We start from the raw sequence: 11,986 nt of genomic DNA, 5'->3' as shown, positions 1-11,986 counted from the left end.
CATGATAAACGGGATGACACAGTGGACATAGCCTGGCTCAGAGATTTTGAAGCCCTCGTTGCGCAAAAGAATTTCTCGCGCGCGGCCGAGGAGCGCAATGTCAGCCAGCCGGCTTTCTCTCGGCGCATTCGTGCGCTTGAAGAGGAGTTTGGCGTCAAACTGATCAACCGCCAAACCTTGCCCTTGTCGCTGACGCCGGCGGGGGAGGTGTTCCTGGCCCAGTCGCGGGTGATGCTGCGCACCTATGATGAGACGCTGGAGCGCTGCCAGATCATTGATGCGGCGGGGGAAAACGTCATTCGCTTTGCCACCTCGCAGTCGCTTTATATGACCCACTACAAGACCCACATTGCCCCGATGGTCGACGAAGGCGGGTTGGAAATCGACCTGAACTCTACCGGCTGGGCGGCGGATCAGTTTGTTTCCGCTTTGCAGCAACGCTACTGCGATGTGATCCTGACCTATTGGCATCCTTCCATGGATGCTTTGGCGCCGCTTGCCCTGGGCAATTGTGACTATATCACCCTGACTGATGATGTTTTTGTCCCGGTATCAAAAACGGGCCCTGATGGCCCGCTGCATCGGTTTGAAAGCACGTCCAAAAAGCCGGTCTCCCTGCTGTCCTACGGCACGGTTTCGGCGCTGCGTTCGGTGGTGGAACATGCCCTGCGCCAAAACACTGACGGACCAAAGATGTTGGTGGTGAACCAAAGCGCGTTGGCCAGTTCGGTAAAGGCGATGGTGATGGAGGGATTTGGTCTAGGCTGGTTGCCGCAAGAGCTGTGCAAGGACGAGCTGGCGGCGGGCCGGATGCAGATCGTGGGCGGTGCCGCGCAGCGCCACCCACTGGAGATCCGGCTCTACCGTGACAAAGACAACGACAAACCTACATTGGATCGCCTCTGGCGCGATATGCAGGCGTTGTCTTCCAGGACGGGACAGTAGGCGCTTGGCGGTCCCGGCCTATTTGGATGAGGTGTCAACGGTATAGGGCTGTAGGCTGTCCAAGAAAGTATCCACAAAATCCAGTGAGAGCAGGGACCTGCTGCCAGAGGCGGGGCGCAGGATCGAAAGCCAGTGATAGAGCTCAGGCTCAAAGGGGCGGCTTTCGACGTTTTTTGATTTGAACTGATCCGCATCCAGCGCGCTGACAACCGAAACACCCTGACCCTCAGCCACCATGAGGCAAGCGGTGGAAAACTGGCGCACCTCGACCCAGGAATTCAGCAAGACTCCGTGGTCTGAAAAGACCTGCGATAGGCTTTTGTAAAAGGTACTGCTCTTGCGGGTGTGGATGATTTTTTCGTCCACCAGATCCAGCGGCGAGATCCGCTCCAGTTTGGCCAGCCGGTGCCCTCGTGGGAAGATACATACGGTTTTGATAGCGATATCAATATGTTCAACCGCCGGATGCCCCGAAAACCCATCTGTTATGCCACAGTCATATTGCTCCCCTATGATCCATTCCAGGATCCGTTCCGGGCGGTCCGGCTCAAGCGTGAGATTCACCCCGGGACGCTGCTGCAAAAACGTGGCCAGCAGCTGTGGCAAATGGGAGCTGGCAAACCCCGGCAGGCAGGCAATACGCAGATGCCCGGCCGTACGATCCGTCAAGTCACGGTTGAGTTCCTCTAGATGACGGAGGCTGTCAAACACCCGACCGACCTCGGACAAAAGATAGCGGGCCTCGCTGGTTGGAATCAGCATGCCGTCTTTGCGCTGAAAGAGCTCGATTGCGACCGAGTTTGAAAAGTCTGACAAGAGGCGGCTGGTGGCGGGTTGTGAAATGCCCAAAGTTTTTGCAGCGCGCGTGACCGATCCGGTCTGAGCTACGGCTTGAAAGGCCTCTAACTGCCTCAGCTTGAATTTCAATGGCTTAGCTCCAAATTGGTAGCGGTATTTTGCATGAACATAACATTTTATTATGTCTGATGTCAAAAAACTTTCACTTGCATTATGGTCAATTCTGCTCACTCTTTGGGCATCAGATGAACGGGGAGAACTCATATGTCTATCAAATCACTTCTTTGCACGTCGGCCATTCTGGCCTCAACCGCGGGTGTTGCCTTTGCTGAAACCGAGGTTCAGTGGTGGCATGCTATGGGCGGCGCCAATGGCGAACGCGTCAACAAAATCGCCGAAGATTTCAATGCCACGCAGAGCGAGTACAAGGTCGTTCCTGTTTACAAGGGCAACTATACAGAAACCATGACAGCTGCGATTGCAGCCTTCCGTGCCAAAGAGCACCCGCAGATTGTGCAGGTCTTTGAAGTTGGCACCGCCACCATGATGGCTGCCAAAGGCGCAATCTACCCTGTTGAGAAACTGATGAATGACGCAGGCGAGGCCTTTGACGGTGACGCATTCCTGCCCGCTGTTGTCTCCTACTACGAGACCCCAGAGGGTGAGCTGCTGTCGATGCCATTCAACAGCTCTACCCCTGTGATGTGGTACAACAAAACTGCATTGGACGCGGCCGGCGCCTCTGTGCCAACCACCTGGGATGAGGTGAAGGAAACCGCGCAGAAGCTGGTCGACAACGGTATGGATTGCGGTGTGTCCTTTGGCTGGCAGTCCTGGGTCATGGTTGAGAACTTCTCGGCTTGGCACAACATCGGCATGGGCACCAAAGAAAACGGCTTTGCCGGTTTCGACACTGAGTTCTCCTTCAACAACGAAGCGGTTGCGGCCCGTCTGGATGGCATCGCTGCCATGTCCGAAGGCAACCTGTTCAAATATGGTGGCCGTCGTGGTGACAGTCTGCCCATGTTTACCAATGGCGAATGTGGCATGTGGATGAACTCTTCTGCCTATTACGGTTCGATCAAGAGCCAGGCCGAGTTTGAGTTTGGTCAGACCATGCTGCCGCTGGATACCTCCGTGGCTGATGCTCCGCAAAACTCGATCATTGGCGGCGCGACTCTCTGGGTTCTCGCTGGACACGACGAGGAAGAGTATAAGGGCACTGCACAGTTCCTGACCTATCTGTCTTCGCCTGAGGTTCAAGCCTGGTGGCACCAGGAAACCGGCTATGTGCCGATCACCACTGCCGCTTATGAGCTGTCCAAAGAACAGGGCTTTTACGAGAGCAACCCTGGCACCGACACTGCGATCCAGCAGCTGAGCCTGAACACCCCAACCCCGAACAGCCGTGGCCTGCGCTTTGGCAACTTTGTTCAGGTGCGTGACGTGATCAACGAAGAGCTGGAAGCTGTCTGGGCAGGCGACAAGTCTGCAACCGACGCGCTGAATGCAGCGGCCGAGCGTGGCAACACCCTACTGCGCAAGTTCGAACGCTCCGCCAAATAAGCACTGCTTAATGATCTGAGCCATGCCGCCCCTAGGGCGGCATGGTCTCGTTTTACCTGCCGTTAGACCGGCGGGGTTTGCAGGGTACTACACAGGGCACAATACGGGGCACTCTATGCTGAAACGCGTCCACTTTCCTTCTTCGCCACTGCCCTATCTGCTGGTGGCACCGCAGCTGGCGATTACGCTGGTGTTTTTTATCTGGCCCGCCAGTCAGGCGATGTATCAGTCCTTTCTGATCGAAGACGCCTTTGGCCTTGGCTCCGAATTTGTCTGGTTTGAGAACTTCGAGGTTCTTTGGGAGGACCAGCATTATCTGGATGCCTTTTGGCGTACGGCCATTTTCTCGCTTTTGGTGGCGGCGCTCTCCATGGGGTTTGCCCTTGTGTTGGCTGGGTTTGCCCAGCGGGTGGTGCGCGGTGCAATGGCCTACCGAACCCTGTTGATCTGGCCCTATGCGGTTGCCCCGGTTCTGGCAGGGGCGCTGTGGGTATTCATGTTCAACCCGACGCTTGGGATCTTTCCTTATTTCCTCGATTTTGTCGGCATCGATTGGAATCACTATCTGAATGGCAATCAGGCCATGGCGCTGGTGGTTATGGCCGCGGCCTGGAAACAGGTCGCCTATAACTTTTTATTCTATCTCGCCGCCATGCAGTCGATACCCAATAGTGTGATTGAGGCCGCGGCGATCGACGGCGCGGGCCCAGGGCGGAGGTTCTTTAATATCATCCTGCCGCTGATCTCTCCGACGACGTTTTTCCTGTTGGTCATCAACATGGTCTACGCTTTCTTTGAAACCTTCGGCATCATCCATGCCGTGACCCAGGGCGGGCCGGGCACCTCGACCACCATCCTGGTCTACAAAGTGTTTAATGATGGCTTTGTGGGCCTGGATCTTGGCGGCTCAGCGGCACAGTCCGTGGTACTGATGGTTCTGGTCATTGCCATGACCGTTGTCCAATTCCGCTATGTTGAAAGAAAGGTGGAATACTGATGGTTGAACGTCGTCCACTCACCTCGCTGCTCACCCATTTTGTGCTGGTGCTTGGCGTCATTGCCATTGCCCTGCCAATCTGGATCACCTTTGTCGCGGCCACTCATGATCAATACCGCATGAACCAGGTGCCACTGCCGCTTTGGCCGGGCACCCATCTGTGGGATAATCTGAGCCAGACCCTGTTTGGCGCGGGCCTCAGCGGTACGGAAGGCGCCCCCGTTTGGTTGATGCTGTTCAACAGTCTGGCCATGGCGCTGATGATCTCGCTGGGCAAGATTGCCATCTCGCTGCTTTCGGCCTTTGCCATCGTCTATTTCCGCTTTCCCTTCCGCATGACCTGCTTCTGGATGATCTTCATCACCCTGATGCTGCCGGTCGAGGTGCGGATCCTGCCCACCTTTGAGGTCGTCGCCAACCTCGGCATGCTGAACAGCTACTGGGGCCTGTCGATCCCGCTGATTGCCTCGGCCACGGCGACCTTCATGTTCCGGCAGGTGTTCCTGACGGTGCCAGACGAGATGCTGGAAAGCGCGCGGATTGATGGGGCAGGGCCAATGCGGTTCTTCTGGGATATCCTCTTGCCGCTGTCGCGGACCAATATCGCGGCACTCTTTGTGATCCTCTTCATCTTTGGCTGGAACCAGTACCTCTGGCCACTGTTGATCACCACTGACACCTCGATGACCACCATCGTCATGTCGATCAAGCAGATGCTGGAGGCGGCCGAGCAAAGCCCGCAATGGAATATCATCATGACGACTGCCCTTCTGGCAATGATCCCGCCGATCTTTGTCGTCATCTCGATGCAAAAGCTCTTTGTGCAGGGCTTGACGGAAACTGATAAATAGGACGCCCCGCAAATGGCTGAAATCAAACTAACCGACCTGACCAAATCCTATGGTCCTACCGAAGTGCTGCACCATGTTGAGGGCGAAATCAAAGATGGCGAATTTATCGTCATCGTTGGACCCTCTGGTTGCGGTAAATCGACCCTTTTGCGCATGGTTGCAGGGCTTGAGACCGTCACATCTGGCGAGATCGCAATTGCGGGCCGTCGGGTGAATGAACTGGAGCCTTCGGCGCGCGATATCGCCATGGTGTTTCAGAACTACGCGCTCTACCCGCATATGTCGGTGCGCGAAAACATGGCCTATGGGCTGAAGATCCGCAAACTCTCCAAGGCGGAGATTAACAAACGCGTCGAAGAGGCGGCGGATATTTTGGAAATCCGCCAGTATCTTGACCGCAAGCCACGGCAATTGTCGGGTGGCCAGCGTCAGCGGGTGGCCATGGGGCGCGCCATCGTGCGCGATCCGCAGGTCTTCCTGTTTGACGAACCGCTGTCAAATTTGGATGCCAAGCTGCGGGTGCAAATGCGTCTGGAGATCCGCAAGCTGCAACAGCGCCTTGGGGTGACCTCGATCTATGTCACCCATGATCAGGTGGAGGCCATGACATTGGGCGACCGCCTGATGGTGCTGAACGGCGGCTATGTGGAGCAGTTTGGCACGCCGATTGAGCTTTATGACCGGCCTGCCTCGGTTTTCGTTGCAGGGTTCATCGGCAGCCCGGCGATGAACTTTATCCCGGCGATGGTTGAGGGGGACACGATGGTCCTGTCGACCCAAGCCAAACTGCCCGCGATCTCTTCCTATCGCGGGGCCGCGCTGCTGGGTATTCGCCCTGAGCATCTGACACCGGATGAAAACGGCCCTATCGCGATTGATGTGGACATGGTGGAGCAGTTGGGCGCCAATACCCTGCTGCATGGTAAGCTCAATGGAAGTGACCATGAGATGGTGGCCTCTGTTCCGGGTCATGTGAGCACTGAGACCGGTGCGCAGCACCGGTTCTCGGTTGCGTCAGAGCTGTTACATCTGTTTGATCCTGCGACAGAAAAACGGCTGGAAGCATGAAGCAATTCCCGCAGGTGGCGGCCTTTTCGGGTCGTGAAGGTCTTATCCGGGTGGTTGGGCATCGGGGCGCGCGCGGCATTATGCCGGAAAACACGATGGAGGGTTTTGCCTTTACATTGGACTGCGGCGTGCGCCTGCTGGAATTCGACGTTGTGATGACCCGCGATGGGGTGCCAGTGATCACCCATAACCACAGCTTGACCAACTCGATTGTGCGGGATCGGTCGGGCAATTGGTTGCAGGGGGAGGAGCCCAAAGTCTCTGACCTGGATTGGGCTGATCTGGCTCATCTGGATGTTGGCGGCCTGGACGGGCGCAGCGACTATGGGCAGCGTTTCCCTGACCAGGCCTTTCTTTATGGGGTTCGCATCCCGCGTCTGAGCGATCTCTGTGCCTTGATTGCGCAACCAGTCTATCAGGATGTGCATCTGATGCTGGAGATCAAATCAGACCCAGACAAGCTCAAAGATGCGACGGCGCGCGCCGATGTGGTGGCCGCCGTGGTGGCAGAGGTGCGTGCGCTGGGGCTTACTCAACGCACCTTGATGCATAGTTTTGACTGGGCGCTTTTGGCCGAGTGCAAAAAACAAGCGCCAGAAATGCCAACCTCTTACCTCACGCAGCTGCCAGAAAACGCCGCTGATATCGGCGAGGACCATGCAGCACCAGCGAGCCCCGACTTGACCGTGGCGGGCGTCAGTGTGCCCGACCTGGTGGCACAGGAAGCTGGCGCGCTCTGGTGCCCCTATTACCTGGATGTCACGGCAATCCAGGTGGCACGGGCGCGGGAATTGGGCCTGCGCGTTGCGGTCTGGACGGTGAACGAAGTCGCCGACATCGACCGCATGATTGGTCTGGGGGTCGATGCCATCGTCACGGATTATCCCGGCAGGGTGCAGCGCAGGTTGCTGGCCCAGGGCTTTGTCTGGTCTGAACAGGACGCGCCCGCCCAATAGGGAACGACCTGGCTCGCCAGCCGGGCCTAGGACCTGAAACCTGCCTCGCAAAAGGCCAGCAGTTCCTCCGTTAGATCTTCTGCGGTCTCGCCATCGGCGAGGCCGGCAATACGCCAGCGCGAGGTGCAGAGCGCCAACATGGCAGAGACCATAAAGACCAGATGCGCGCTGATCTTTTGCTGCGAGGCTCCTGGCAATACCGCTGAAATCTCTGCCAGGAACAACTTCACGGTTGGGTCAAAGCAGCTTTGGGCAATGTGCTGCCAGCGTCTATCCGACGAGACATGGGCGATCAGCCGTCCATAGGCGGCCCAGCTGGGGCCTCCGTTGCGGGTCTTGTCGATAAAGGGTTCAATAAAGCAGGTCAGAATCTGGCGCAGAGTCAGCGGTCCGGCGGCCTTCGCCTGCGCCAGGGCCTGCTGACGCAGTTGGGCCAGCTCATCCGCCCGCCGTGCAACTACAGTGGCAAACAGCGTTTCCTTGCTGCCACCGTGATGATTGACCAGCGCCCCCTGCACGCCAGCGGCCTTGGCGATGTCCCGCACCGAAGCTCCTTCGAATCCTCGCTCAGAAAACAGCTGTTCTGCGGCATCGAAAATGCGCTCGCGGGTGGCCAGGGAGCGCTTGCTGGGCGCGCGTTGCCTTTGATTTTCTTGCACTTTACCAGTCATTTCAGAAACAGCTTGCCCTATTTTTAACAGTCGTTCAATCTAAAAGCGCACCCCCAGGGTGCACATGGGAGGAAAGATAATGACGGCACAGGCAAGCGGGGCGCTCAACGGCGCCGCGGCGGGGAGCTTTGCATTGATTGGCGCGGGGCCCATGGGGCTGGCTATGGCGAAGGTTCTGAAAGAGCAGGGTATTCCCTTTCAGGGGTTTGAGCTGCATTCCGATGTGGGTGGGTTGTGGGATATCGATGCGCCCCATTCGACGATGTATGAAAGCGCGCATTTGATTTCGTCCAAAAAGATGACTCAATTTGACGACTTTCCCATGAGAGAGGAGGTTGCGGAGTACCCTTCGCACCGGGAGATGCGGCGCTATTTTCGCGATTTTGCCCGGCATTATGACCTCTACCAAGATTACGCCTTCAACTGTGAGGTGCTGTCTTGTGAACCCCTTGGCGACAGCGGCGCGGGTTGGCGTCTGACCTGGCGCGACGGCGAGGGGCAGGAACAGAGCCAAGTCTTTGCAGGTGTGTTGATCGCCAATGGCACCCTGGCGGAGCCCAATATGCCCAGCTTCAAGGGCCAGTTTGACGGCGATATGATCCATGCAGCTCAATACCGCGACCCCCGGCAATTTGCCGATAAGCGGGTGTTGATCGTGGGAGCAGGCAATTCGGGCTGCGATATCGCAGTGGATGCCATTCACCACGGGGTGAGCTGCGACATCTCCATGCGGCGCGGATATTACTTTGTGCCCAAATATGTTTTTGGCAAACCGGCCGATACCATGGGCGGCGCCATTCGCCTTCCCATGTGGCTAAAGCGCCGGGTCGATGGCATGATTTTGAAATGGTTCGTGGGGGAGCCGCAGAAATACGGCTTCCCCAAGCCGGATTACGCGCTCTATGAGAGCCATCCGGTCGTCAACTCGCTGATCCTGTTCCACGCGGGCCACGGCGACCTGAAGGTGCGACCGGATATTGATCATATCGATGGTAAAACGGTGTATTTCACCGACGGGGCGAAAGCCGAGTATGACATGATACTGACCGCCACAGGCTATTTGCTGCACTATCCCTTTATCGATCAGGAGCTGTTGAACTGGCAGGGCGCTGCACCGCATCTCTACCTCAACTGCATGCATCCCAGCCGCGATGATCTCTTTGTGCTGGGCATGGTTGAGGCTTCCGGCCTGGGCTGGCAGGGACGTCACGAGCAGGCAGAAATGGTCGCCCGCTATATCAATGGGTTGCAGGAGGGCAATGCTGGCGCAGCGCGGCTAAAACAGGAGAAATCTGCGGGTTTTGAGCGGGCCACCGGGGGCATGAACTACCTCAAATTGGCGCGCATGGCCTATTATGTTGACAAGGCCACCTACCGCAAAGCCGTGACTGGCTGGATAAGGGCCCTGACAGGAGGTCGCAAATGACCGATCTGGACCGGGTTGTTCTCAACTTCAGCGGCTCCAGCCTGCTGGTCATGAATGCCATTTTGGCCATTGTGATGTTTTCCATCGCGCTGGATCTGAAGCTCAGCGATTTTGCCCGGCTGGCGCGGGCCCCTAAACCGGTTCTGACCGGACTGATTTCGCAGTTCTTGGTGCTACCCGCGCTCAGCTTTTGTTTGGTGCTTCTGGTCGAACCTCGGGCCTCAATTGCGCTGGGTCTGATCCTGGTTGCCGCCTGTCCGGGCGGCAATATCTCAAACTTTATCACCCACCGTGCCGGCGGGAATGCGGCGCTGTCTGTTTCGATGACCGCCTTTGCCACCGTCGGCGCCATCCTGATCACCCCGCTCAATATTGCCTTTTGGGGGCAGCTCTATGCGCCTACGCGGGAGATCTTGAACCGGGTGGAGATTGATCCGGTTCAGATCGCGATCACCGTGTCCTTGATGTTGGTGCTGCCGCTGATCCTGGGGATTTACCTCAACAGCCGTCAGCCGACATTGGCTGACCGGGTGCGTAGGCCGATGCAAAACCTCTCGATGCTGATCTTTCTGGCCTTTGTGGTGCTGGCGCTTGCGGCAAACTGGAGCTTCTTTTTACAGTTTGCCCCCTATGTGGGCGGGCTGGTGGTGGTGCATAATGCCATTGCATTGGCCGCCGGCTATGGCTGTGCCAGCCTGGCCGGCCTGTCTGACTATGACCGTCGGGCCGTCACCATTGAAACGGGCATTCAGAACTCTGGCCTTGGGTTGGTGCTGATCTTTGGCTTTTTTGACGGGCTGGGCGGCATGGCTGTGGTCGCAGCGCTCTGGGGCATATGGCATGCGATTTCGGGCCTCTGCCTGGCGCAGATCATGTCCCGTCGGGAGGCGAAGCGATGATAAAAATCCTGATCACAGGGGCCGCAGGCGATGTGGGATCTGCCCTGCTGCGCGAACTCGCCCAGTCTGAGGACAGCGCTTATGAGGTGGTGGCAACAGATATCCGACCCCCAGCCGATCTGCCGACTGGTATTCGGTTTGAAACCTTGGATGTACGCGGGGATGATCCCGATCAGGTGATCGGACGCGAACGTCCGGATGTGGTGATCCACCTGGCCTCAATCGTTGCGCCAACGACGCGCGACTTTGCTCATGCGGTAGATGTTATTGGCTCGCGCAATGTATTGACCGCCTGCATTGCCCATGGGGTCAAGCGCCTGGTGGTGACCTCCTCTGGGGCGGCCTATGGCTATCACGCCGATAACGCCATTCCCCTGGTCGAGAGCGATCCGATGCGTGGCAACCCAGAGTTCGCCTATTCGGATCACAAACGTCAGGTGGAAGAGATGCTGGCCAAAGCCCGCGCCGAGGTGCCGGAGCTTGAACAGGTGGTGCTGCGGGTTGGCACGGTGCTAGGCGCAGGGCTGGAAAACCAGATTACTGCGCTTTTTCACAAGCCGCGTCTCTTGGCCCTTGCAGGTTGCGAAAGCCCCTTTGTTTTTATTTGGACCCGAGATCTGGCGCGTATTCTGCAACGCGCAATTTCCCAAGGCCCAGAGGGGATTTACAACGTTGCCGGAGACGGTGCCCTAGGCGTGACGGATTTGGCAGGGGCTTTGGGCAAACCAGTGCTACGGCTGCCGGTCTGGCTGCTCAAGCTGGCGCTTGGCATCGCCCATCCGCTGAAGCTATCACGCTATGGACCCAATCAAGTACGGTTTCTGCAATATCGCCCGGTGTTGGATAATCGTGCCTTGAAGGAACAGTTTGGCTATGTGCCGGATCTGACCAGCGCTGAGGTCTTTGCGCTGTGGCAAAAGGCGGCGGGGCTATGAGCGAAAATAGGAGCCACAAAAAGACGGCAATTATCACCGGTGGTGCAGGTGGGCTGGGGTTGGCTCTGGACGCTGGCCTGCGGCAGGCGGGCTGGTCAACCGTATTGATAGATCTGCCTGGCCCCGTACTCGATGGGCTGCCAGATGTGGCGGGACGGAAGATCTATGGCTGTGATCTGACCGAACAAAGTGCCCTGGCAGCGCTGTGTCAACGGATCCGGCAAGAGCAGGATTCGATTGATCTGGTGATCTATAATGCTGGCATTACCTGGATTGGGGCCTGTGCAGAGCTGAGCCCAGTCGCCCATCGCAAAGTCTTTGACATCAACTACTTTGCGGCCACTGAGATGGCTCAGGCGTTGCAGGACGATCTACGTCGAAGCAAGGGAACCCATCTGGCGATATCCTCTGTTGCCGGGTTCAGCCCGCTGTTTCATCGCACAGCCTATGCCGCCAGCAAACATGCGTTGGAGGGGTTCTTTAAATCGCTGCGCTCGGAAGAAAAACAACACGGCGTCAGCGTTGTGATTGCCGCACCTAGTTTTGTCGCCACCAATATCGGTCGGTCTGAGGCCCAGGAAAACGGGATTGCCCGGCCGGGATCTGCCGGGGATGGGGTGGATTACATGACCCCCGATAGAGCGGCACAGGCGATCCTAAAAGGGGTGCACCGGCGCCGGGACTTTATCCCTGTGGGGCGCATTGCCTGGATCTCCTGGATCCTCAACCGCCTGTCGCCGGGCCTGTTTGCTACACTGATGGAGCGCAATATCAACGCGACGGGCAAAAGATGACTTGCGAACCTATGGTCCGGGCTTAATCCCATTCGCGCTGATTTGTTAACCAATTCGAACGCAAAAGGCGCGTTTCCAAA

At 57.3% G+C, this 11,986-nt stretch carries 12 protein-coding genes; 10 read left to right on the top strand and 2 right to left on the bottom strand.

What is annotated here, in order from left to right; genetic code table 11:
- Positions 1–21 precede the first annotated feature (21 nt).
- Positions 22–945 carry a LysR family transcriptional regulator gene (locus MED193_RS07595; protein ID WP_009809103.1) on the top strand — a complete coding sequence of 308 codons (924 nt, stop codon included), beginning with the start codon at positions 22–24 and terminating at the stop codon, positions 943–945.
- A gap of 18 nt (positions 946–963) precedes the next feature.
- Here the strand turns inward: MED193_RS07595 and MED193_RS07590 are convergent, their stop codons facing one another.
- Entirely contained in the window at positions 964–1,872 is a 909-nt protein-coding gene (locus tag MED193_RS07590; protein ID WP_009809102.1) for a LysR substrate-binding domain-containing protein, read from the bottom strand.
- Positions 1,873–2,007: 135 nt separating this feature from the next.
- On the opposite strand from MED193_RS07590, the gene ugpB reads away from it, so the two are divergent.
- From ugpB to MED193_RS07565, 5 genes are all read left to right on the top strand, one after another.
- Complete coding sequence (ugpB, locus tag MED193_RS07585) at positions 2,008–3,309, top strand: sn-glycerol-3-phosphate ABC transporter substrate-binding protein UgpB (RefSeq protein ID WP_009809101.1); 1,302 nt, start codon at positions 2,008–2,010, stop codon at positions 3,307–3,309.
- Between the two features lie 115 nt (positions 3,310–3,424).
- Positions 3,425–4,306: a sn-glycerol-3-phosphate ABC transporter permease UgpA gene (gene ugpA / locus MED193_RS07580; RefSeq protein WP_009809100.1), complete on the top strand. Its 882-nt coding sequence runs from the start codon at positions 3,425–3,427 to the stop codon at positions 4,304–4,306.
- Complete coding sequence (gene ugpE / locus MED193_RS07575) at positions 4,306–5,157, top strand: sn-glycerol-3-phosphate ABC transporter permease UgpE (protein WP_009809099.1); 852 nt, start codon at positions 4,306–4,308, stop codon at positions 5,155–5,157. Before ugpA ends, ugpE begins: the two co-directional genes overlap by 1 nt.
- Positions 5,158–5,169: 12 nt before the next feature.
- On the top strand, positions 5,170–6,225 hold the full coding sequence (locus tag MED193_RS07570) for a sn-glycerol-3-phosphate import ATP-binding protein UgpC (RefSeq protein WP_009809098.1): 1,056 nt from the start codon (positions 5,170–5,172) through the stop codon (positions 6,223–6,225).
- The gene (locus MED193_RS07565; RefSeq protein ID WP_009809097.1) at positions 6,222–7,181 is read left to right on the top strand and encodes a glycerophosphodiester phosphodiesterase family protein; all 960 of its coding nucleotides are present in this window, start codon (positions 6,222–6,224) and stop codon (positions 7,179–7,181) included. The genes MED193_RS07570 and MED193_RS07565 overlap by 4 nt, the downstream gene beginning before the upstream one ends.
- A gap of 26 nt (positions 7,182–7,207) precedes the next feature.
- Here the strand turns inward: MED193_RS07565 and MED193_RS07560 are convergent, their stop codons facing one another.
- On the bottom strand, positions 7,208–7,852 hold the full coding sequence (locus MED193_RS07560; RefSeq protein WP_009809096.1) for a TetR/AcrR family transcriptional regulator: 645 nt from the start codon (positions 7,850–7,852) through the stop codon (positions 7,208–7,210).
- 79 nt (positions 7,853–7,931) lie between these two features.
- On the opposite strand from MED193_RS07560, the gene MED193_RS07555 reads away from it, so the two are divergent.
- Genes MED193_RS07555 through MED193_RS07540 form a run of 4 tightly spaced genes read left to right on the top strand, consistent with a single transcriptional unit; the run spans position 7,932 to position 11,906 of the window.
- Positions 7,932–9,278, top strand: coding sequence for an NAD(P)/FAD-dependent oxidoreductase (locus MED193_RS07555; RefSeq protein WP_009809095.1), 1,347 nt, complete (start codon positions 7,932–7,934; stop codon positions 9,276–9,278).
- Positions 9,275–10,177, top strand: coding sequence for a bile acid:sodium symporter family protein (locus MED193_RS07550; RefSeq protein WP_009809094.1), 903 nt, complete (start codon positions 9,275–9,277; stop codon positions 10,175–10,177). Before MED193_RS07555 ends, MED193_RS07550 begins: the two co-directional genes overlap by 4 nt.
- Positions 10,174–11,112, top strand: a complete 939-nt coding sequence (locus tag MED193_RS07545; protein ID WP_009809093.1) for an SDR family oxidoreductase — start codon at positions 10,174–10,176, stop codon at positions 11,110–11,112. The genes MED193_RS07550 and MED193_RS07545 overlap by 4 nt, the downstream gene beginning before the upstream one ends.
- Entirely contained in the window at positions 11,109–11,906 is a 798-nt protein-coding gene (locus tag MED193_RS07540) for an SDR family oxidoreductase (protein ID WP_009809092.1), read from the top strand. The genes MED193_RS07545 and MED193_RS07540 overlap by 4 nt, the downstream gene beginning before the upstream one ends.
- Positions 11,907–11,986: the final 80 nt, after the last annotated feature.

The organism is Roseobacter sp. MED193 (genome assembly GCF_000152965.1).
Classification (GTDB): domain Bacteria; phylum Pseudomonadota; class Alphaproteobacteria; order Rhodobacterales; family Rhodobacteraceae; genus Pseudophaeobacter.
Note: the sequence above shows the minus strand (reverse complement) of the source record. Positions and strands in the feature narration are given on the sequence as shown.